The 22,182-nt window shown below is 64.3% G+C and carries 17 protein-coding genes; 4 read left to right on the plus strand and 13 right to left on the minus strand.

Going from position 1 to position 22,182, the window contains the following annotated elements:
* Positions 1 to 69 precede the first annotated feature (69 nt).
* Entirely contained in the window at positions 70 to 363 is a 294-nt protein-coding gene (locus tag AC5QPF_RS13715) for a DUF3077 domain-containing protein (protein ID WP_494963735.1), read from the minus strand.
* A 408-nt stretch (positions 364 to 771) separates the two neighbouring features.
* On the opposite strand from AC5QPF_RS13715, the gene AC5QPF_RS13720 reads away from it, so the two are divergent.
* A complete protein-coding gene (locus tag AC5QPF_RS13720; RefSeq protein WP_494963736.1) occupies positions 772 to 1,827 on the plus strand; it encodes a transketolase-like TK C-terminal-containing protein in 1,056 nt (351 codons plus the stop codon).
* Here AC5QPF_RS13720 and AC5QPF_RS13725 read toward each other — a convergent pair.
* A complete protein-coding gene (locus tag AC5QPF_RS13725; protein WP_494963737.1) occupies positions 1,812 to 2,267 on the minus strand; it encodes a MarR family transcriptional regulator in 456 nt (151 codons plus the stop codon). The genes AC5QPF_RS13720 and AC5QPF_RS13725 overlap by 16 nt on opposite strands.
* A 136-nt stretch (positions 2,268 to 2,403) precedes the next feature.
* On the opposite strand from AC5QPF_RS13725, the gene aceE reads away from it, so the two are divergent.
* Entirely contained in the window at positions 2,404 to 5,073 is a 2,670-nt protein-coding gene (gene aceE / locus AC5QPF_RS13730) for a pyruvate dehydrogenase (acetyl-transferring), homodimeric type (RefSeq protein WP_494963738.1), read from the plus strand.
* Positions 5,074 to 5,172: 99 nt separating this feature from the next.
* Here aceE and AC5QPF_RS13735 read toward each other — a convergent pair whose 3' ends face one another.
* On the minus strand, positions 5,173 to 6,753 hold the full coding sequence (locus AC5QPF_RS13735) for a hypothetical protein (protein ID WP_494963739.1): 1,581 nt from the start codon (positions 6,751 to 6,753) through the stop codon (positions 5,173 to 5,175).
* A 116-nt stretch (positions 6,754 to 6,869) separates the two neighbouring features.
* On the opposite strand from AC5QPF_RS13735, the gene AC5QPF_RS13740 reads away from it, so the two are divergent.
* On the plus strand, positions 6,870 to 7,409 hold the full coding sequence (locus tag AC5QPF_RS13740) for a histidine phosphatase family protein (RefSeq protein ID WP_494963740.1): 540 nt from the start codon (positions 6,870 to 6,872) through the stop codon (positions 7,407 to 7,409).
* On the opposite strand, the gene AC5QPF_RS13745 is transcribed toward AC5QPF_RS13740, so the two are convergent.
* Genes AC5QPF_RS13745 through AC5QPF_RS13755 form a run of 3 tightly spaced genes read right to left on the minus strand, consistent with a single transcriptional unit; the run spans position 7,372 to position 10,062 of the window.
* Positions 7,372 to 7,524 carry a hypothetical protein gene (locus AC5QPF_RS13745; protein WP_494963741.1) on the minus strand — a complete coding sequence of 51 codons (153 nt, stop codon included), beginning with the start codon at positions 7,522 to 7,524 and terminating at the stop codon, positions 7,372 to 7,374. The genes AC5QPF_RS13740 and AC5QPF_RS13745 overlap by 38 nt on opposite strands.
* Positions 7,525 to 7,566: 42 nt before the next feature.
* Positions 7,567 to 8,478, minus strand: coding sequence for a CorA family divalent cation transporter (locus AC5QPF_RS13750; RefSeq protein WP_494963742.1), 912 nt, complete (start codon positions 8,476 to 8,478; stop codon positions 7,567 to 7,569).
* A gap of 3 nt (positions 8,479 to 8,481) precedes the next feature.
* The gene (locus AC5QPF_RS13755) at positions 8,482 to 10,062 is read right to left on the minus strand and encodes a RimK-like ATPgrasp N-terminal domain-containing protein (protein ID WP_494963743.1); all 1,581 of its coding nucleotides are present in this window, start codon (positions 10,060 to 10,062) and stop codon (positions 8,482 to 8,484) included.
* A gap of 96 nt (positions 10,063 to 10,158) precedes the next feature.
* Between AC5QPF_RS13755 and AC5QPF_RS13760 the strand changes: the two genes are divergently transcribed.
* Positions 10,159 to 11,256 (plus strand): peptidase C39 family protein, encoded by a 1,098-nt coding sequence (locus AC5QPF_RS13760; RefSeq protein WP_494963744.1) that lies wholly within the window; start codon positions 10,159 to 10,161, stop codon positions 11,254 to 11,256.
* 3 nt (positions 11,257 to 11,259) lie between these two features.
* Here AC5QPF_RS13760 and AC5QPF_RS13765 read toward each other — a convergent pair whose 3' ends face one another.
* The 7 genes from AC5QPF_RS13765 to AC5QPF_RS13795 all read right to left on the minus strand — a co-directional run bounded on the left by AC5QPF_RS13765 (position 11,260) and on the right by AC5QPF_RS13795 (position 21,972).
* Entirely contained in the window at positions 11,260 to 13,788 is a 2,529-nt protein-coding gene (locus tag AC5QPF_RS13765; protein ID WP_494963745.1) for a TonB-dependent siderophore receptor, read from the minus strand.
* A gap of 144 nt (positions 13,789 to 13,932) precedes the next feature.
* Positions 13,933 to 14,901 (minus strand): DUF4880 domain-containing protein, encoded by a 969-nt coding sequence (locus AC5QPF_RS13770; protein WP_494963746.1) that lies wholly within the window; start codon positions 14,899 to 14,901, stop codon positions 13,933 to 13,935.
* On the minus strand, positions 14,898 to 15,407 hold the full coding sequence (locus tag AC5QPF_RS13775) for a sigma-70 family RNA polymerase sigma factor (RefSeq protein WP_494963747.1): 510 nt from the start codon (positions 15,405 to 15,407) through the stop codon (positions 14,898 to 14,900). Before AC5QPF_RS13775 ends, AC5QPF_RS13770 begins: the two co-directional genes overlap by 4 nt.
* A gap of 81 nt (positions 15,408 to 15,488) precedes the next feature.
* Positions 15,489 to 17,087 carry a histidine kinase famiy protein gene (locus AC5QPF_RS13780; protein ID WP_494963748.1) on the minus strand — a complete coding sequence of 533 codons (1,599 nt, stop codon included), beginning with the start codon at positions 17,085 to 17,087 and terminating at the stop codon, positions 15,489 to 15,491.
* Between the two features lie 108 nt (positions 17,088 to 17,195).
* Positions 17,196 to 18,125 carry an HNH endonuclease family protein gene (locus AC5QPF_RS13785; protein ID WP_494963749.1) on the minus strand — a complete coding sequence of 310 codons (930 nt, stop codon included), beginning with the start codon at positions 18,123 to 18,125 and terminating at the stop codon, positions 17,196 to 17,198.
* Positions 18,125 to 20,410, minus strand: a complete 2,286-nt coding sequence (locus AC5QPF_RS13790) for an AAA family ATPase (protein ID WP_494963750.1) — start codon at positions 20,408 to 20,410, stop codon at positions 18,125 to 18,127. The genes AC5QPF_RS13785 and AC5QPF_RS13790 overlap by 1 nt, the downstream gene beginning before the upstream one ends.
* A gap of 44 nt (positions 20,411 to 20,454) precedes the next feature.
* Positions 20,455 to 21,972, minus strand: a complete 1,518-nt coding sequence (locus AC5QPF_RS13795) for a hypothetical protein (RefSeq protein ID WP_494963751.1) — start codon at positions 21,970 to 21,972, stop codon at positions 20,455 to 20,457.
* Between the last annotated feature and the right edge of the window lie 210 nt (positions 21,973 to 22,182).

Genomic DNA, 22,182 nt, shown 5'->3' on the forward strand with positions numbered 1-22,182 from the left:
TTTCCGCAGGAATGAAAACGCCCGATGACGGGCATCGGGCGTTCGGTTGTCGCCGGCGTTGGGCGCGTGTTACCCGGAGTGTGCCTGTGCCCTGATGCCTTGCAGCAGCGACGCCACCACCGCCTCCGAGATCTCCAGCGAATGCTGGGTGGCCCAGAGCAGTCCGGCGAAGCGCCGGTCCACCATTTCGCAGGCCTGGGCATTGGTTTCGAAGGCCGCCTTGAGGGTCATCGCCAGATGCACCAGTGCATCCTCGACAGGGGTGTCGGCGCAGACGGCGAACAGCGGCGCATGGGCGTCGTTGCAGGTGCCGAAGTGGGTGTGGGCGGTCTTGATGGAGGAAGGTTCAAGGGACTTGCTCATCGCTCACCCCCTCTCGGGGTGTCCGGCATTCTCAGCAGCGTGGCCGTCGCCGATCAAGCCTGAGCAATACAATCAGGGCTGGCTTTATTGTTGCATTTGCAATTAGATTGTTTTCTCCCAGGCCACTCAAGGGCCTTATAGGCATCGGTATTTACACATCTTCTGGCAAGAGTTGTTCGCCAGGAAAGTCGCGTAAATCTAAGGCAATACGGTCGGTGTGTGCGGATTCACCGGAACGCCGCGATTGGGCGCGAAGCGGCCATGAAACCTGAGTCCGCAGTGTGTCAGGCAGACTCGGGACTCAGGTGTTACGGCGGCTGTGCCGCCGATCGCGTCGTTTCAGGTTCATGCGACTTCCTGACGGATCGAAGATGTGTAGATACCCATGCCCCACAGGAGACGACAGCAATGGACACCCTGCACCTGCAACGCACGCCACGCACCGGACGCGCCGCCTCTGCCTGCCTGCACGGCATCGAGCAGGCAGGCGGCACGCGACAGACGCCGCTGCTGGCGATGCGCGAGCTGATCGGGGCCCTTCAGCGCGACCCCGCCAGCAAGGACCAGTTCTGGCTGATCGACGACCGTGCCGAGCGCGATCAGGCCACCACCGCGATCAGCGCCTGGCCACTGTGGTTCAGCGAGCACGCCCGCGAGGACGAGCGCCCGCTGTTCTACCTGACTCGTTCACGCACCTCGGCGCACCTGTCGATGCTGGCCGCACAGACGGCGGAGCGCGGCATCATCCTCAACGATATCGAGTCCTCGCCGTCGCGCTGGGCCAAAGGCGCGCATCCGTGGTTGCCGTTGTGGCTGGCGGCCAATCGGCGTTGCCTGCCGTTCGATCCGGCCTGCGCCGAGGAGGCCCGGGCGATCGTGGGCGGGGCACTGCGCGAGTTCTATCAGGAAGGCCGGCCAGGCTTCTGCTATCTGACCCTGCACGATGCTCCCGGCGAACCCCTCGATTGCGCGCGTGAGCAGGCTTGGCTTGGCATGTATCGAGTATCAGGACCGAGTGCTGGCATGGCACAGGTGCGCTTGCTGGGCGCAGGACGAATGCTCGAAGAAGTCCGCGCCGCCGCCGTCCAGCTCAAGCGCGGCTGGGGAATCGACAGTGAAGTATGGAGTTGCCCCAGCTACACCCGCTTGGCCCGGGACGCCGCAGTGGTCCGGCGCTGGAATCGCAATCCGCGCCACGTTCCTCGTCGCGCCCACCTGCACGACTGCCTGGCAGGCAGCCAGGCGCCGGTGATCGCGGTGACCGGTTACGCCGAGTTCGTCGCCGCGCAACTGGCCGCACAGGTCGAGGCACCATTCATCTCGTTGGGCGCCGACAGCCTTGCGCCGGGCCAGCGCCTGGAGCGCAACTGGATCGCCTACAGCGCCCTGCAGGCCCTGGTGGCGCAAGGCAGCCTCGCCACTGCCGACCTGCGCGAGGCGCTACGCCGCTACGGTTTTTCCTGATCGCCGAGACGGGCATTGCAGGCGGCGCCTTCCAGGGCGCTGGCGAAGGCGCGTTGCTGCGCCTCGTCGAACTCGGCAAGGAACAGCTCGTCGACAGCTTGCTTGTACACCGTCCACATGCGCTTGCGCAGCATGCGGCCCTCATCGGTGATCCGGGCAATGGCGCCGCGGCCATCGCCCTGCGCCTTGAGCCGTTGCACCAGGCCGTCCTTCTCCAGGCGATCCACCAGACGGGTGAGGTTGTAGCGCTCGATCGCCATGACATCGGCCAGCTCATGCATGCGCCGTGCACCGTCGATGCCGCTTTCGATGCCCCACAGGGCGTCGTACCAGGCATAGGGTGGTAGCTCCTGTTCGGCAAGGCGCCGCTCGATCTCGCGGATCAGGCAGCGGTGGGCGCGGACGAAGCTGAACCAGAGGTCGGGCGCAGGTTGGGTCATGCAGTCTCCAAGGGGTTATGTGATTGCATTTGCAATCAAGTGCGAAATGAGAGGATATTGTTGCAGCTGCAATCATATCCGTCCGGCCGTGGCATTACAGCGCGGCGGCGCCTTTCACACAAGGAGTCCTTCACCTATGAGCCCGCATTCCCTACTGCAAGACGCTGACCCGCAGGAAACCCGCGAGTGGCTGGATTCGATCGCCTCGGTGGTCGAGGTCGAAGGGCGTCCGCGTGCGCATTTCCTTATCGACCAGTTGCTGGATTTCGACGTGTCACTGCATGGCGACTTGCACGGGCGCATCACCACGCCCTATATCAACAGCATCGTGCCGGAGCGGGAGCTGCACTATCCGGGCGATCTTGAGGTCGAGAAACGCCTGAACGCCTATATCCGCTGGAACGCCCTGGCCATGGTCCTGCGCGCTGGCAAGCACTCCGGGGTCGGCGGCCATATCGCCACCTACGCCTCGGCGGCGGTGCTGTATGACGTGGGCTTCGATCACTTCTTCCGGGGTCGCACCGAGGACTTCGCCGGCGACCTGGTGTACATCCAGGGCCACTCGGCACCGGGCATCTATGGCCGGGCCTTCGTCGAGGGGCGGCTGAGCGAGGAACAGCTGGACAACTTCCGCCGCGAGACCGACCGCGACGGTATTTCTTCCTACCCGCATCCGCGGCTGATGCCCGACTTCTGGCAGTTCCCCACGGTGTCCATGGGCCTGGGGCCAATCACCGCCGCCTACCAGGCGCGTTTCATGCGCTACCTGGAAGACCGTGGCCTCAAGCAGCACCAGGGGCGCAAGGTCTGGGCCTTCCTCGGCGATGGCGAGATGGACCAGCCGGAATCCCTGGCGGCGATTTCCCTGGCCGGGCGCGAACGCCTCGACAACCTGATCTTCGTGGTCAACTGCAACCTGCAGCGCCTCGACGGTCCGGTGCGCGGCAACGGCAAGGTCATCCAGGAGTTCGAAGCGCTGTACCGCGCGGCAGGCTGGAACGTGATCAAGGTGGTCTGGGGCAGCGGCTGGGACGCGCTGCTGGCCAAGGATGCCAGCGGCCTGCTGCGCCAGCGCATGATGGAATGCGTGGATGGCGAGTATCAGGCCTACAAGGCACAGGATGGCGCCTATGTGCGCGAGCATTTCTTCGGCAAGTACCCCGAACTGCTGGAGCTGGTCAGCGACATGAGCGACGAGCAGATCTGGAAACTCACCCGCGGTGGTCATGATCCGCTCAAGGTGTTCAACGCCTATGCCAGTGCGATGCGCCAGGAAGGCCGGCCGACGGTGATCCTGGCCAAGACGGTGAAGGGCTTCGGCATGGGCGAGGCGGGCGAGGCGCAGAACATCAACCACCAGTTGAAGAAAATGGGCGATGCGGCGGTCAAGGCCTTCCGCGATCGCTTCGGTCTGGAGCTGAGCGACGAACAACTGGGCGACCTGCCGTACCTGCGGCCGGCCGCCGACAGCGCCGAGGCGCGCTACCTGGCCGCCCGCCGAGCAGCACTGGGCGGGCAGGTGCCGGCGCGGCAGGCGCGGGTGGAGTCGCTGGCGGTGCCGTCCCTGGCGTCACTGGAAAGCCACCTCAAGGGCACCGGTGACCGGGCGATTTCCACCACCATGGCCTTTGTCCGCCTGCTCAGCGCATTGCTCAAGGATCCGCAGATCGGGCGTCAGGTGGTGCCGATCGTCCCCGATGAATCGCGCACCTTCGGCATGGAAGGGATGTTCCGCCAGATCGGCATCCATTCCCACGTCGGCCAGCTGTACACGCCGCAGGATGCCGGGACGCTGTCGTATTACAAGGAAAGCGTCGACGGCCAGATCCTCCAGGAAGGGCTGAACGAGTCCGGGGCGACGTCCTCGTGGATCGCCGCCAGCACGGCCTATGCCAACCACGGCGTGATGATGCTGCCGTTCTACATCTTCTACTCGATGTTCGGTTTTCAGCGTGTCGGCGACCTGCTCTGGGCGGCGGGCGATGCCCGGGCCCGGGGCTTCTTGCTGGGAGCTACCTCGGGCAGAACCACGCTGATGGGCGAGGGGCTGCAGCATGACGACGGCCACAGCCATGTGCTGGCGGCCACGGTGCCGTGCTGTGTCGCCTACGACCCGACCTATGCCTACGAGCTGACGGTGATCGTCCAGGACGGCATGCGTCGCATGTATGGCGAGCAGGAGGACATCTACTACTACATCACCGTGCTCAACGAGAACTACCCGCACCCGGACATGCCGGAAGGCGTGGAGCAGGGGATTCTCAAGGGGCTGTATCGCCTGCCGATCGACAAGCCGGGGCAGGGTGAGCGGCATGTGCAGTTACTCGGCAGTGGCGCGATCCTGCCGGAAGTGATCGCGGCGGCCGACATCCTCGAACGGGACTATGGCGTGAGCAGCGGGGTGTGGAGCGCCACCAGCCTGACCGAGTTGCGCCGCGAGGCACAGGCGGTGCAGCGCTGGAACCTGCTGCATCCGTTGGAGGCGCCGCGGGTGCCGTACGTGCACCAGGTACTGGAAGGGCATGCCGGGCCGGTGGTGGTGGCGACGGACTACATGAAGGTGCATGCCGAGCAGATCCTGCCGTGGCTGACGGATCGGCGTTTCGTTGCGCTGGGCACCGACGGCTTTGGCCAGTCTGACACCCGGGAGGCGCTGCGCCGGCATTTCGAAGTGGACCGGCAGTTCATCGTACTGGCGGCGCTCAAGGCGCTGGCCGATGACGGGGTGTTCGAGCGGGCGGTGCTGGAAGAGGCGCTGATGGCGTTGGGTATCGATACGGATAAAGCTGACCCGGCGCGAGTTTGAAAGAGGATCCTGGTTGTTCTTGCTGGCCTCATCGCGGGCAACGCCCGCTCCCACAGGTTTTGCGTCGGGCCAGGACTTATTGGCCTGGCCGCGATGGGGTCAGCGCCGGATCCCGCTCGGGTCAGCCTGCAGCAACCACTCACTGCGCTTGCTGCTCAGTTGGCTTTCCAGGATCGACACCCCGCGCTCGCGCAACGAAGTCCGTTCACGCTGGAACGCTCCATCGATCAGCCCCAGCAGATTGCGACTCTGCGCCGTCGAGCGCGGCGTGTTCACGTCATCGCTCAGCACGCCATCGACGTAGGTACGTACCCGTTCGTTCTGGCTGGCCTGCTGGCTGGCGCTGGCTTCCACCAGTTTGTTGTCCTTGTTGAAGGCCAGGCGCGTGCTGCTGCTCGCCCGGTCGTCGATCTCGTGGTAGCGGTAGTTCTGCGACTTGAAGTCGGTGCCGAGTGCCAAAGGCACCAGCGGGTTGAGGCCTTCATGCCAGGCGGCGCTCAGGTGCGACTGCTGGTCCTGCTGCACCGAGCGGGTCGACTGGGCCGTGCCGCTGACCTTGGTCGACTGCGAGACTTCATAGTCGAAGCGATCGGTCTCCGCCGGCAGCAGCGGATTGACCGACTGCTCGGCCTTGCCGACCTTGGCGGTGAAGTCGGCCAGGCCGCTGAGCAGCACCCGGTCGTTGCCCTTCAGCACCGTGCCGCCGGTGGTGGCGCGGTCGTCGTCGGCACCGTTGAGCTGGACGAAGGCGTCCTTGAACAGCCCCATCAGGTCCTTGTCGCCCTTGCCCCGTGCCTGCGCGGCATCGAACTGGTCCAGGTAGTTGCTTACCGCCGCCTGGCGCTGGCTGGCATTGCCGAGTAGCGAGGCATCGCGGGTATCGAGGTTGAGCTCCAGGTTGCCGGACGGGCCGCTGAGGCTCAGGGAGCGCGCGCTGGCGCTGATGTCCAGGGCGAAGGTCTGCTGCTCGCCGCTGGCGGTCTTCAGGTTGGCATCCAGCTTCAGCGAACTGAACAGCGCCGGGTCGGGCTTGACCAGTTCGCCGAGCTTCAGCTTCGGCGGCTCCTCGGTCAGGCCGTTGATGGCCGTCTGGAAGCTGTCGGCCAGGTCGGCGAGGCCCTTGAGCTGGTTGGCATCGAGTTCGCCGTCCTGCACCTCGGCGCTGACCGCCAGGCCTTGCTCGTCGGCGACCAGGGACAGACGCACGGTGGCGCCGCTGGTGGTGGTGAGGCTCAGGGTGATGGCGTTGGCCGGGTCCTGGCGCAGGCTGTCGGCGCGCAGTTTCAGGGCTTCGGCGCTGGGCTGGGTGTCTCCGGCATAGCCGAATACCGATTGCGAGACGGATTGTCCGCCCTTGATCACCAACTGCTCCAGCAAGGCCGCGCCGACGCCCTGGAACCGGGCGTTGTTGGACGCGGACTGGACGCCGGTCATCATGGCGATGCTCAGCTTGTTGGTGGTGTCGTCCTGCAGCGCGTAGCGGCTCGCCGAGGCGAGCAGGGCGCCGCGGGCACTGTAGGTGCTGGCGTCGTCGTTGCGGGTGGTCTGGCCGAGGTTGACGCTGGTGCTGGGGATGACGCTGGCCTGTTGCGTCGCGCTGGTGCTGGCGGTATTGGCCGCAGCCGTTTGCGGCGCGGTGTAGACCGGCGTGATGCGCAATCCTGCGATGCTGAGGGTCATGGTGGGAGCCCGTGATTTCCGTACGTGTTCAAGGGGTATCGGCAGCAGGGCAGGAAGCTTGACAGGCAACCTGTAACAAAGATGATGAAGCTGATCTTGTGCAGGCAGGTTTTCCCATGAAGAACACTCAACTGACATTCATCTGTCACGCCCGGACTGACGCGCAGCGGGTGGGGCGTTTTCATTTGATGGAGGATGGACTGATTGACCGCGTCGAGCCGCGGGACATGTCGGAGCAGGGCATGCGGGTGCTGATCGCTCCGGAGTTGCGCACCCGACAGACTGCCGAAGGGCTTGGCCTGACGGGGCAACTGGATTCGGCTCTGCGCGATTGCGATTTCGGGGGGTGGCAGGGGGTGTCGCTCAAGCGCCTGGAGCAGGAAGACCCGATCGGCTTGCAGCAATGGCTGGGTGATCCACATGCCGCCCCTCACGGCGGGGAGTCGGTGGCGCAGGTCTGTACGCGGGTGGCGCGCTGGATGGATGGTGGCTTGCAGTCGGGCTCGTGGCGCGTGGTGACTCATCCCATGGTGATTCGGGCGGCCTTGTTGCATGTGCTGGAGTGCCCGTTGGCGGTGTTCCAGCACATCGATGTGATGCCGTTGGCCGAGGTTGATTTCAGCCGCTTCGGTCGTTGGCGTTTGCGGGTGGGGTGAGTCCATCGTCCGCAGGCGGCCGCTCGGGTTTGATGCGGTGGTCCAGCAGACTGATGAGACTGCCGGTGATGGCAACAATCACCAGCATCAGCAGGCCGATTTGTGAAGGTTCCATGGGGACTCCAGTCAAACAGGAAAAGGAAGGGCTGTTGCGTCTTCAGGTCATGCGCCGCAGGGCAAACACCATGCCCACCCCCAGCACCGCCATCCCTGCTAGCAGCGCAGGAAACGACAGCCACCACGGCATCCCGGCGGTCATCATGCTGAACTCCGACATGCCGCCAATGCTGGCAATCAGGTTCAGCGGCAGGAACACCACGTTGATCAGGGTCAGGTTGCGCAGGGCCAGGTTCATGCCGTTGTTGGCCAGGTTGCCGCGCGCTTCGATCAGGTTGGCGAAGACCCTGGCGTGGATCTTCGCCTGCTGGTAGCTCTGTTCGTTTTCGATCACCAGGTCATCGAGCACGGCCAGCTGGCCGATGCTGAAGCCGTGGCGCTGGCCATGGCTGCGCAGCAAGGCGAGCACCGCGCCGTTGCTGTGGATGGCGTTGACGTAATACACCAGACTCTCGCTGAGGTTGTACATCTGCACCAGGTGGGCGTTGTCCATGCCGCGGGTGAACTGTTGCTGGATCTCCCGCGCCACCTGCTTGACCACCCGCAGGTGGCCAAGGTAGTGGTGCACGCTTTCCTCCAGCAGGGCCATCAGCACGTCCAGCGGGCTGCCCAGGCCTTGCCCGCCGCGCAAACCGGCGAGCAGCGAGTCGCTGGCGCAGATCACCACCAGGCGCCGTTCGCTCAGCACCACGCCGAACGAGGCGACGTGGAAGGCTCGACCGTCGAAGCTGCGCGGGCGCTTCCAGACCAGGAACAGGTGGTCCGGTTTGATCTCGATGCGCGCCACTTCGTCCGGGTCCAGTGACGACTCCATGACATGCTCGCCAATGCCCAGCCGTTCATGCAGCGCGCGTCGCTCCTCAGGGGCCGGGGCGATGCAGAAGCAGATACTGGCCTGGTCCTCGGGCGCCGGGCGCAGTTCGCCTGCGACGATGCAGTAGGTCTCGATCATGGCTTACCCCGCCTGCCCACGGTGCTTGAGTTCGAGCCGAGCGACGAAGGCCTGCAGGACCCGGTGGTAGAGTTCGTCGCCGAGCGCGGCGTCCTCGATGCCGGCATCGAGGTTGGGGTTATCGTTCACTTCGATCACCACCACGCGTTCGCCAGCCTGCTTGAGGTCGACGCCGTACAGGCCGTCGCCGATCAACCGTGCGGTGCGCACTGCCAGTCGCACCACCTCGGCCGGCGCCTGGTCCACCGGCACTGCACGGCATTCGCCGTTGACCTCGCCGGCCACTGCCTTGTGGTTGTAAATCTGCCAATGGCCCTTGGACATGAAGTACTGGCAGGCATACAGCGCCTCGCCGTTGAGTACGCCAATGCGCCAGTCGAACTCGGTGTAGCAGTACTCCTGGGCCAGCAGCAGGACCGAGTGCTGGAACAGTTCCTCGGCTGCGGTGGCCAGTGCGGCGGCATCGGCGACCTTGATCACGCCACGGGAGAAGCAGCCGTCGGGGATCTTCAGCACCAGCGGGAAACCCAGGCGACGACCGACCGCTTCCAGTTCCTGTGGCCGGTCCTTGTAGAGGATTTCCGTGGCCGGGCTGCCGAGGCCGTGGCGGCGCAACAGGTCGGCGAGGTAGACCTTGTTGGTGCAGCGCAGGATCGACGACGGATCGTCGATCACCACCAGGCCCTCGCTCTCGGCCTTCTTGGCGAAGCGGTAGGTGTGGTCGTCGACCCGCGTGGTTTCGCGGATGAACAGTGCGTCGTATTCGGCCAGGCGCGCATAGTCCTTCTTCTCGATCAGCTCGACGTCGATGCCCAGTTGCTCGCCGATCTCGACGAAACGCTGCAAGGCAAGCGGGTTGGACGGCGGCAAGTCTTCCGCAGGGTCGCGCAGGATCGCCAGGTCATAGCGGGCCATCCGCTTGGACGCGGGCTGGCGCCAGGTGCGGCGGTTGAAGGCGTCGAGGGCATCGGCGAACAGGTGCTGCTGCTCGTCGCGCAATTTGTGCAGGGCACCGGGCTTGATCCCGGCGATCTGCCAGGTATCGCCGCGGCGGAACTCCACCAGCAGCACCGGACAGGGGAAGGTCTCGAACAGTTGGCGGCCGATATCCTGCAACGGCTCGATGATGGTCTTGCCGAAATACAGGGTGAGGGTGAAGGCCTCGGTGCTGCCGTAAGGGTGGTTGGCCAGGGCCCGTTCGATGACCTTTTCCAGATCATCGAGTCCCACGCCGTACAGCGACTTGCGCGACAGTTCACTGATGGTCCGCACCGAGGGCAGCACCTTGTGCCCGCGAGCCTCGGCCAGCAGCGAGCAGTAGTAGCCCTGGCCCAGGTATTTGTAGTTGCGGCAGAGGTTGATCACCTGGGTGCGGCTGGCGCTGTCGTCGCTGCGCTCCAGATACTCCTGGGCAAGCATCAGGCTTTCGCTGGGCAGGTAGCTGGCCCAGTCTTCCTTGCGTTCGACGAGGATCAGCAGGCGGCTGCCGCCGCGCTGTCGACCGGGTGGTTCCTCGCCGAGAGTGATTGTGGATTGCCGGGTTTTGTCCAATACTTCGGCCACGTTGGTCTGCACCGCTGACATGAGTTGACGATCCCTGGTTGGAAGAACACGCCGCTTCCATAAACCACGAACCACACGGGCTGTCCCGTTTCGTTACTCACTCTTTACGGTGTGACCATGTCCTTTGATTTTCGCGTTGCATCCACGGCCGATATCGCCTCCTTGGTGGCCCTGGAGCAGGAATGCTTCACCCTCGATCGCTTGCGTTCGCGCAACTTCCACTGGCTGCTCGGTCGCGGCAATGCCAGCCTGATCGTCGCCGAGCGCGACGGGCACCTCGCTGGCTACGCGCTGTTGCTGTTCCATCGTGGCACTTCCCTGGCCCGGCTGTATTCCATCGCGGTGAGTCCGCGCTGGCGCGGGCAGGGCCTGGGCCCGGAGCTGCTGCGCATGGCGGAGGGCAGCGCGCTGTCTCGGGACTGCGCCTGGCTGCGCCTCGAAGTACGGCCTGACAATCCTGCCGCCATTGCCCTCTACGAGGCCCACGGCTACCGGCGCTTCGCCGTGGTCGAGGACTACTACGAAGATCACGCCCGGGCCCTGCGTTACGAAAAACGCATCCTGTGCCAGGCGCCGCCGCCGGCGCGTCAGGTGCCGTACTACCCGCAGACCACGGGGTTCACCTGTGGCGCTGCCTGTCTGCTGATGGCGATGGGCGCAATCGACAAAGGGCGACAGCTGCAGCGCAGCGAGGAAATCCAGTTATGGCGCGAGGCGACCACGGTGTTCATGACCGCTGGCCATGGCGGTTGCAGTCCGCAAGGCCTGGCGCTGGCAGCGTGGAGGCGGGGCATGGGCGTACGCCTGGTGGTCAGCCAGACGGGGTCGCTGTTTCTCGATGGCGTGCGCAATCAGGAGAAGAAGACCGTCATGCGCCTGGTGGAGGAGGGCTTTGCCGACAGCCTGGCGGCGACTGATGTGGAGCACGTGATCGCGCCGACCCTGGATGTCTGCGCGGCACTGGCGGACGGGTTCTGGCCGCTGGTGCTGATCAGCAGCTATCGCCTGACCCGGCTCAAGGCGCCGCACTGGGTACTGGTCACCGGCTGCGACGATGACTTCGTCTACCTGCACGATCCGGACGTCGACCACAGCCGGCAACGTCATGCCCTCGACTGCCAGCACCTGCCGGTGAGCCATGGCGAGTTCCAGCGCATGAGTGCCTTTGGCCGGCAGCGGGTGCGGGCAGCGGTGTTGCTGCGCGCCCGCGGGTAGGCCTCAGTCGAACGTGCCGCGCAAGGTCAGCACGAAATTGCGCGGCTCGCCGTAGTAGTTGCCGTACTCCGAGGTCCCGAGGCTCTCGTAGTAGCGGCGGTCGAACAGGTTGTTGCCCTTCAGCGCCAGGGTCCAGTGGTCATCCACCTTGTATTCCACCAGGGCGTCGTACACCGCATAGCCGGATTGGGTGAAGTCGTAGTCACGGCTGTCGATGGCGTTGCCCACGCTGTCGAAACGGTAGGCCTTGCCGGACACATAGGTGGTGCTCTGCGCGGTCACGCCGGCGCCGACGCGGAGGTCGGAGAACGCACCGGGCAGGGTGTACACGCTCCACAGCTTGAGCAGGTGCTTGGGCGTGATGGTGCTGTAGAGGGTTTCCTCGGTGTCGTTGATCACCCGGTTGTAGGTGTAGCCGGCAAGCACCTCCCAGCCCGGGGCGATTTCGCCGCTGGCTTCCAGGTCCAGGCCCTTGCTGGTGATCCTGTCCTTGGCCAGGTAGCAGCAGGCGCCGCTGTAGCTGAACACCGGGTTGGGGTAGGCCGGGTCGATCGCCGCCTGGTTTTCTCGGACGGTGTGGAAGAGCGCTGCGCTGACGTTCAGCGCGCCATCGAACAGTTCGCCCTTGATACCGGTTTCCCAGGTCTTGCCGGTCATGGGTTCGATCGAGGTCGGTGCGTCCTTCGGCCCTTGCAGCTTCTGCGCCTGGGGCTTGAACACCTCGGCGTAGCTGACATAGGTCGACCATTGCTCGTCGAGGGCCAGGATCAGGCCGCCGAACGGCACCAGGATGGTGGGCTCGCGATCGGGAACGCGGTCCTCCAGCGCCCACGGACCGGTGCCATCGTTGTTGCGCATGTAGTAAGCCTGCTCGAACTTGTAGCGCTGAGCGCGGGCGCCGGCCACCAGCTTGAGCGGGTCGCTCAGCTGCAGGCGTACGGTGGAATAGACGCCGTACTGCTCGCGGGTGTTCGGCGAGTAGTCGCGCCAGAACACGTGGCTGCTGGCGTCGCCGTCCAGCGGCGTGGCCTTGGGGTTCCACAGGTCGATCAGGCCGCCCTTGCCGAGCATGCCGTTGGCTGCCCGCCAGCGGCTGGTGACTTTCTGGTAGTCGGCGCCGAGCAGCAGTTCATGACGTCGCTCGAAGGCATCGAAACCGCCGGACAGGTTGATGTCGAACACTGACTGCTTGCTCCAGCTGGAGACATAGCTGCCCCACCAGTACGGACCGTTGTTCGTGGTCTCGTCCACCGAGCCGTAGGGGATTACACCCTCGGTGACGGAACGGTTGTAGGTGTCCGTGTAGGAGGCGTTGAGCTTCCAGTCTTCGTTGAAGTAGTGGTCGACCTTGGCAAACCACTCACGTGTAGATCCATCGTTCCAGGCCTGATCGGTGGTGTACCAGGTGTGCCGCGGCAGGTGCACGTCGCCGCCTGTGCTGTAGCGCGGCAGGCCGTCGCCGGTGCCGGTTTCCTTGACCTTGTCGTAGCTGCCGCCGACGGTGAGCATCGTGTCGCTGCCCAGGTCGGCTTCGAGGATGCCGTAGAGCAACGGCTTCTCGGTGGCGCGGTTGTCCATGAAGTACTGGCGGTCGGTGTAGGCCGCCACCAGGCGCCCGCGCAGCGCGCCGTCGAAGGCCATGGGACCGGTGACGTCGACCTGGCTGCGGTAGTTGTCCCAGGAGCCGGCGGAGGTTTCCAGCTTGAGCTGGTAGTGGTCCAGCGGCCGCTTGCGCACCAGGTTGACGATGCCGCCCGGGTCGCCGGTGCCGCCGAGCAGGCCGCTGGCGCCGCGCAGCACTTCGACGTGGTCGTAGGCGGCCATGTCGTACATGCGGTCGCTGTAGAAGGTGCCGACACCGTTGCCGATGTCCATGGGCGCGGCACCGTCGATCTGCACGTTGTCGATGCCGAAGCCACGGGAGTAAAACTGCTGCGAGTGATAGGTGGAGCTGCGGGTGGTGATGCCCGGGGTGCGTTTCATCGCCTCGGGGAGGTTGGTGATGCGCTGGTCCTCGATCAGTTTCTGGGTGATGACCGAGACCGACTGCGGGGTGTCCTTGAGGCTGACCGGGGTCTTCGAGCCGACGCTGATCAGGCCGGTGCTGTAGGCCCCGGAGTTCTCGGTCATCTCGCCCATGCCCTGGCCGCTGATGGTAGTGGTGCCCAGCTCCAGGGTGCCGGCGGCGTTGTCCCGGCGGCGGACGAGGCGGTAGCCGCTGCCATCGTCGATCGCTTCGAGGCGGGTGGCCTGGAGGGTGCGGGCGAGGCCGTCGTGCACCGAGTAGTTGCCTTCCAGGCCGTCGCTGCGCAGGTCGGCGGTGAATGCCGGATCGACGCCGATCATCACCCCGGCCTGCTGGCCGAAGGCGCCGAGGACGCTGTCCAGGCTGCCGGCGGGGATCTGGAAATGGCGGGTCTGTTGCTGGAGGGTGTCGGCCATGGCCGGCAGCGGTTGGCTGGCGGCGTGCAGGGTCAGGCCGAACAGCGCCAGGCGCAGGGCGCGGGCCAGGGGGGCAGGGCGGTTGTGCATGAAGACGATCCGTGTGTTGGCAGGGGATAGGCGCTGTGTTTGTCAGCGTTCTGCCTGTCTTGATGCGTGAGGTGGGGGAAAACTGCCGGACTCTCGCAAGATTATTTGCGCGTGGTCGATGGTTCATTGAGCTGGCGCCTATGGTCAGGCCGCCACCACCGTCGCCCACACCCCCAATACCCGCTCCACCTTCACCGGCAACACCCGGGTCAACAGCTCCAGGCTCGCCTCGGGATGCTCCAGCGAGTACGACCCCGATACTGGCAACCCCGCCACCTCCGGCGCGCAGCGCAGCACGCCGCGGCGGTAGCGGTCCAGATGGGCCAGGAGCAGGCCCAGCGGCATGCGCTCGACCACCAGCAGACCGTCGCTCCAGGCCAAGGCCGAAGGGTTCAGCACCTGCTGTGCACCGCTGAAGTCCGCTTGCTGCCCGCTGCCCAGCACCAGGGTTTCGCCACGGGGCAACTCCAGCGTCGCGCTGCCGGCGAACACCTGGACCTGGCTGCCGGTGATCCCTGGCAAGCCCCGTCCGACCACCACGTGGCTCGACATGCCAAGCCGCAGCCAGCCCTCGGCAGTACGGATACGCACAGCGGTCTTGCTGCCGGCACTGACCAGCACCCGACCCAGGTTCAACGCCAGCTCAAGTCCCGCCGGAGTCATCTCCCTGTCCAGAGCGGTACGCGTGTCCAGCTGCACCTGCACCCCGGCGGCCAGTTCCAGGCGCTGGCGCTCCCCGGTACCGGTGCGGTAGTCGCTGAAGAACTCCGGCAACAGGGTCCTTTCACGCACGCCGACGCCGGTTGCCATGAGTACCGCGAACCCGGCCAGGCCCTTGAGCAGCGCCCGCCGCGAGGTGCCGCCACGGGCTCGCAGCAGGCCTCGTGCATCGGCTGGCGGCAGGGCCCGGGTGGTCTGGCGCAGGTCGTGGTTGAGTGCGGCCAGGCGTTGCCAGGCCAACTCGTGCGCCGGGTGCTGCGCCCGCCACGCCTCGCAGGCGAAGCGTTCATCGGCAGTGTTCACCCCGGATTGCACCAGCACCATCCAGTGCAGCGCCTGTTCCAGCACCTGTTCATCGACGGGCTGCTGATCGACCGGCTGGAACAGCTTCATGCCGCGTAGACCTGCGCGTAGCACAGGCGATAGGCCTTGAGCATGGCCTTCTGCACCACGTTGACGCTGACCCCGAGCCGTTCGGCGATCTGTGGGTAGGTCAGGCCATCCAGTTGCGACATGAGGAAGATCTCCCGTGTCCGCGCCCCCAGACCATCCAGCAGCCGGCCGACCCTGTCGAGTGTTTCCAGGACCTGCAAGCGGGTTTCCGGCGATGGTGCTTCCTCAGGGGCCAGGGCCGCCAGGGACTCCAGGTAGGCCTGCTCCAGCGCGCGACGGCGGAAGAATTCGGCACACAGCCGCGTGGCCACCGTCGCCAGGTAGGCACGGGGTTCGCGAAAGGCGGGAAGGACGTCCTGGCGCATCAGACGGATGAAGGTGTCCTGCGCCAGGTCCTGGGCCTGCTGGTGATTGCCCAGTCGCCGACGCAGCAACTGGACAATCCAGCTGTGATGGGCCAGGTAGAGTTCACCAACGGCGTGATGGGGGGAAGCGGGAGAGGGCATGCGCGCGGCTCCAGTCGGGACGGGGCGGAGTACTGCGCATGATAATGCTTCCTATTAACTATTTTGCAAGAAAATCTTTCCTCAGGCCACGCCACCCTTCGAGTCCAGCACCTGGCGGACCTTGCGCGCCAGGTCATGGGGCAGGTAAGGCTTGGAAATTACCTCGAATTCCGAGCCGCCGATGTCGGTGCGCTCGATGGAGTTCTCGGCGTAGCCGGTGGTCAGCAGGACCTTGGTCACGGGATGGCGGCGACGCACTTCGCGGGCGAGCATCACGCCGTTCATGCCGCCGGGCATGATCAGGTCGGTGAACAGCAGGTCGTAGCGTTCGCCGGCCTCGAAGCGTTTCAGCGCTTCACGGGCGTTGAGCACGATCTCGGCGTGGTAGCCGTAGTCTTCCAGGACCATCTTGGCCAGCTCCGCAACATCCGGGCGGTCTTCGACGATAAGAATGCTTTCCGAGCCGTGCCGGGAGTCCGGCGCAGGGCGTCGCTCCACGGGTAGCAGGGCGCCGCTGTCTACCGGGAAATACAGGCGAAGGGTAGTGCCGATGCCTTCCTCGGTGTAGATCCGTGCGGCGCCACCGGACTGCTTGGCGAAGCCATAGACCATGGACAGGCCGAGCCCGGAGCCCTTGCCTTCCTCCTTGGTGGTGAAGAACGGGTCCATGACCCGGTCGCGGATGCTCGCCGGCATGCCGATGCCGTTGTCGGTGATCGCCAGGCTGACGTACTGGCCGGGCAGCAGGCCGTCGTAGGAGGTGACGAGGTCACGCACGGTGACGTTGCGGGTTTCGATGGACACGTGGGGCTGCGGGCGGCCGATCAGGGCGTCCCGCGCGTTGATGAAAATATTGAGCAGGGCCATCTCCGCCTGGGTCGGGTCGATCCGGCAGTTCTTCAGGCCGTGCTCCAGGTCATAGTCCACCTGCACGCCGGCGCCGAAGGTGCGGTTGACCAGCGACTGCACGGTCTCCACCAGCTGGTTGAGGTTGAGCACCCGGCCTTGCAGCTTCTGCTTGCGCGAGAAGGCCAGCAGTTGCTTGGTCAAGGTGCTCGCCTTGTCTATGGCGGAACGGGCGTGGAGGGTGCTGCGGCGGATGCGATCGAGGTCCGGCTCGGGTTTTTCCGCGGCGCTGCGGATCAGGTCGATGTAACCGCCCATGACCTGCAGCAGGTTGTTGAAGTCATGGGCGATGCCGCCGGTCAACTGTCCCAGCGCCTCCATCTTCTGCGACTGGTGCAGGGCATCCTCGGCGTCGCGGCGGCGGCTGACATCCAGCTGCGAGGCGAAGAAATAGATCAGCTCGCCGGCCTCGTTGAAGATTGGCGAGATGAACAGGGCATTCCAGAAGCTGCTGCCGTCCTTGCGGTAATTGAGTATCTCGGTGGAGAAGTCGTAGCGGCCCTCGATGGCTTCGCGGATCGAGTCGACCACCTCGCGGTCGGTGTCCGGGCCCTGGAGGAAGCGACAGTTGCGTCCGACGATTTCCGTCGAGGTGTAGCCGGTCATGTCGAGAAAGGCCTGGTTGGCGAAGATGATCGGGTTGTCCGTGGCATTCGGGTTGGTGACGATCATCGGCATGCGCGTGGTTTCCACCGCTGCGAAGAAGATGTCCTTGGGATGGCTGGAGAGGTCAGCTGTCGAGGAGTCGTCGACGCGGGTGGGGGTGTTCGGCACGGGCAGGTCCTTGACGGGTGTCGTTCAGCGGGCCGCCGGGCAGTCCGGCGGCCGTTGAACATGCAGACCACAGGCGAAGCGGTTGGTTGCCCGCGTTCGTCGATCCCGTCAGAGGTGGGCGAGGTATTGCTTGAGCCAGGTCTTGACCATCACGGAGTAGGGCGCGTCGTCGGCGGCCATGCCCTTGATTTCCTGGAACAACCGGTCCTGCATCAGTTGCAGACGCTTGCGGGCCTTTAGCACCGTGGGGTCGGTCAGGGGTGCCAGGTCTTCGATGATGTCGCCAAGCTCGACCACCAGCTCGCCGAGCAGGTGCAGGTGACGCAGCAGGCGCGTGCGCTCCTGGACCAGGCCGAGGCGGTTCAGGCCATAGGTGTGGATCGAAACGGCGCCACGGTCGCTGTCGTGACCCGGCCCGCGACCGGGCAGGACGAGACTGATGGGCAGCGTATGGTCGACATGGAAGCGCAGGTGGTCGCTCGGGTCGTCGCGGGTAGGATCGAGCAACAGCGCTTCTTCGGCGGCGTAGTTGTATTGCTCGGCCGTGAGACGTGTTCCGGTGTCACGGATGGGAAAGCTGTCGTGCTTGCCGCCATAGTCCAGGGGAATCCCGCCCCGTCCGCCCGGGTTGGGGCTGTACAGCTTCGCCAGGCTGCTCGACAGGCTCACAAGGCGTTGCTTGCGGCGGCGGTTGCAGTCGATGCAACTGGGCAGCAGGTTGTCCCAGCTCATGGCCAGCCACCAGTATCCCGTGTGGCCGGGCGCTTCGTTGACCGACCCCTTGGGCCGGTAGTGCTCGATGTCCACCGGCGCGGAGGCGTTGTAGAAGGTCTCGCAATAGGCGCATTTGTTGTGGAACAGCTCGGCGAGCTTGTTCTTGACCGCCTGCAGCTTGTAGGCCTTGTAGGTGAAGCTTTCTTTTGGGGGCGTAGTGCTGTTGTGATGGGCCCGCGCCCGGTCACGCTCGCTGTGGCCGTTCTTGTCGAGGGCGTCGAGGCCTGCGGGGGCGCTGTTTTTCGGCCTGGTCACGCGACGCATCAGATCAAGTCCTTCAGTGCTTCGATAATGCGCTTCCTGACCGCCTCGCGGGTCGGCTTGCTCGGGTCGGTGGTGGGATTCGCCCGCGCCTGAAGGTACTCGGCGACGGCCGACTGGACGAGCCGATGGGCCTCGGATGTGCCGATCGGCAGGGCCGAGATGACGTCCTTCTGGAAACGGTCGACCACGGCTTGCTGTGCCTTGTCGCGCTTTTCCAGGGCCAGCAGGTCGGCGATATGAGCGAGCTCGTGCTCCATTTCAGGATCGTCGGTGGAGTGCAGCTGGAACAGGTCGGATGTCAGCAGTTGCTCGACGCGTAGCTCCGAGGCCGGCGGCAGGTCGGTGACCAGTTCGGTCCGCATTGGCAGACCTGCGGCAGTGGTCCCTTCCGCTACCCGAACCCTGCGCAGCACCACGGTTTCGCCGTCGTCCATGCCACGCAGGCACAAAGGGTCGTGGGTGGTGACGATGAAGGTGACCTTGGGCAGGGCCCGGCGCAGGCCGCGCATGATCTGCATCTTCCAGCGTGGATGCAGGTGGGCCTCGACCTCGTCGATCAGGACCACGGCGCGCGAGGTTTCCAGGCTGTCGAAATTGGGATAGACCTCGCGGTCCATCATGCCGCGCATGATGTCGCAGACCATGGCGAGCACTGAGCGGAAGCCTGAGGAGGCGGCGTCTAGGGTTGTTTGCGCGAGTACGCTCTGGTCACTGTTGCGAGCTGTGACGATGAAGCATTGCTGACGCTCGGTGTCAGGCGTGATCACGTCGAATTCGTTGTCGAACGTCAGAATGTGGCGCAGGGCGCGAGCGACCATGGCGAAGCGGTCGGTCGTCAGGCCCAGCAACCATTCCTGCGGATTGGCCAGCAGCCCGCCGTCGAACAGGTTATGGATGAAGTTTCCTGCCCCGTCGATGCTTTTGTTCTGGTACTGGCGAAAGGCGCCGTAGGCGAACACTGGGACGGGAGGCTGGTGGTTCGACGTCGAGCGGTGAGGGTGTCCGTGTTTGATGTGCAATTCACGCCGGGACTGATCGGAAAGCCCGATTTCGATGCGCGCGGCAAGATTCGTCTTAGGGGGCGGGGCGCCAAGCAGTTGCGGATCGAGCACGAAGTGCTCTGCACTGAGTCCGAGCAAGTCGATCGTAGCTTCGCTGGACAGTCCCAGCGCGATGGCTTCGAGGATTGAACTCTTGCCGGCGGCGTTCTCGCCTAGCACCAGCAGTGCCGGGGTACGTGCTTCTGGTTCTTCGCTGGTGATCGGTCGTGGCTCAGGTAAGTTGAATTCTAGGTGCTCGATCAACTTGAAATTTTCGATGAATACGCGTGTGACCGCCGCGTCGCTCGGGAGTGAGGCCTGGGTGCGGACACCTGAATACGGCTCTGGAGGCTCTGATTCGATCTTGGCCCAACAGTCGCGCAAAAGCTGGTCGGCTTGACGAGTTTTGCGTAGTGATTTGAATACCAGCTTGATGCGGCCCTTCGACAGTGGCGGCCGTACTCCTTTTTTCACCCACAGCAGGACTGCCAGGCGCCGGAGCAGCAAGTACCAGGAACCGGCGAACGCTATGTTGGAGAAGTCAAAGAATCCCGGCAGAACTTGCAATTCTGGACGACAGACCCAGTTGCACAGGTCTTGGAAGTAATTCCAGTAGGCTTCGGCCCTCTCGTTCACCCGCTCTTCGGCGTTCAGGGAAAAGTGCTCGATGGTCACCACGCCACGCTCGCTGAGACCAACTAGCCGGCCATCAGTCCGGACGCCGATATGCCTTTTCAGGTCTTGGTCCACGCAGGGATCGATCAGGACCGGCTTTTCCTTGAGCGGATAATTGGGCCAGAGACCGGTACCTTCCTTGGCGTACTGCTCGAATCGGTCCACCGAGGGCAGTGGAGCGCGCTTGCCGAACACCGGAAAATACCCGGCATTGCTTGGCATGCACGACGAGCAGATGGCGTAGAAGTTCTGCCACGCGGCGTCCATCCAGAGGTAATACAGGTGAGCGTGCTCGCTAGCCTGGTAGGGTTGGGCGTTTTCGAACGGGCGCAACCGGTACGGCTGGATGGGAGTATCGGCTTCGCAGAAGGCGCAGCGACCGCCGAACAATTGGTTCAGAGCCTTGGCCATGCTTTCGTGGCCGAGGTTCAGCGAGGAGCGCATCAGCGAATGCTGAGACAGTTGCTCACCGCTTTGGCGCATGAAGCTGGCCGCACCGTCCCTGTACATCTGCGCAGCACTGCCGGTGAGAATCGAAGGCGGGGGTACCGATCTTGGGATGTATTGCATCAGGGTTCTCGTAGCAGGACATTTCAGAAGGTGCACGGCTCAAGCTACTGGCTCACCTTGTAACGCAAGGTCTGGGCCTGGGTCGTGCCGTTCACGGGATAGAACAGCGCGACCTGGTAGTCCCCGGCGGTCATGGCAGTGGCTTTGGCGTCGAAGCAGGTATTGTTCGGTGTCGATCGCCCGCTGGCGGCGGTGATATCGCTCAGCAACTGCGGGGGCTGGTTGGCGATCAGGCGATAGAAATGCGCCTGGAGGCGGCTGCTGTCGATGCTGTCCGGGTGGGCAAGGCAGATTTCCTTGGCGCCGGCGGCGAAGGTGTAGTTGCCCTTGTCATCGAAGCCGGTTACCAGCTTCACCGGTGCCTGGAGACTGCGTTCCTGGGTTTGTGCCGCCGCCACTGCACGAAGGGCGACGTCGTAGTCGGTGGACTTCTGGATGCCGGTGCCTGTGGACTTGCCGATTCGCTGGACGGCTTCCTCGGCGCTCAGCAGGAGCTTGCGCTTCTCCCAGAGGCTGGGATCACCACCCTGGACCACCGAAAGGGTCAGCCAGGTCTTGTCGGTGTAGTTTTCCTTCTTGCCATTGTCGAGGTGGACGACTCGCTGCCCTTCGTTGCGTAACTGCGTGGCGTCGATGTCGCTCAAGGCCTTGCCATCCGGTGAGTCGGTCAGTCCGCGACGCAGTGCCACCGGAATCGACAACAGGGCATCGCCCACGTAGGCCACCGGATTGTAGGTGGTGGCGTCCTTGCTCAGGTAACCGAAACAGGTGCCCAGCGAACAGCCTTCCTTGTTTATCAGGACGTAGTCGCCTGCCAGCAGTGGTACGAACGAACCGTTCTGCTCCCGGCTCGACAGTGTCCCGACGTTGCCGACCAGGTCGAAGGTGGTGCGCAGGACGACGTCATCCTTGTTCAGGGTCAGCAGGGTCTTGGCGATTTCCTTGGTGAACGCGCGCTCGGTGGCGGTTACCGGATTGACGAAGGAAAACGCCTGGCCGGCCGAGGTGATGAAGTCGAGGAAGGCGGCGGCATTGTCGTTTTCACCCTGGTCGTATTCCAGCACCGTGATGGTCACGCTGATCTGGTCGGACTCCAGCTTCTTCGGCCCATACAGCAGCTTGTTGAAGGCTGGGGAATGGGTACGGTCGGCGACACCGTTGAATGGACCCAGCACGGTGGTGATGGTGTCACCTTTCGTGCCCGAGCTGACCTCGGTGAACTCGGCGATGACCACCACTTCGTTGACGCCGCTGAAATCCGGCAGGTACTTGAAGAAACCATCGGATAGGAAGATCTGGTACACGTCGTCGCCGTTCATCTCGACGCCGGGGACAGTTTTCTTGATCCAGTTACTGGCATTGGCCGGGGGTTTGCTGAACGTGGAGGCGAGCCTGTCCTCGGTGGTTGTCCTGCCGGTGCTGCTGTCGGTGGTCGTTTCCTGCTGCATCCGGTACAGCGTGGCCGACCCTGAGGGACCGGCACAGCCTTGCAACAGCAGCGCTCCTGCCAATGCCGTGCCGATGAACGACTTTGCAAGCCAATCCATTGTTGAAAGCGACATCACGATCACTCCTTTGATTGTTGGTCGTCAGTATCGAAAGATAAGTGGCACTTTGCTAGCTTCCTGTGGTCGAAAATTCGTTTATCCGCAAACTATGGGCCTTGTGGACGAAACCGGACCGGCTCGACAGTTAAATGTCATTTTCCGCTCTGCGCGGCGTCTTTCAGGGGCGGTTTCCGGGCATGGGTTTCCGTTAGACTCGGCGCTTTT

The sequence above is a fragment of the Pseudomonas sp. Con_6 genome, assembly GCF_059379395.1.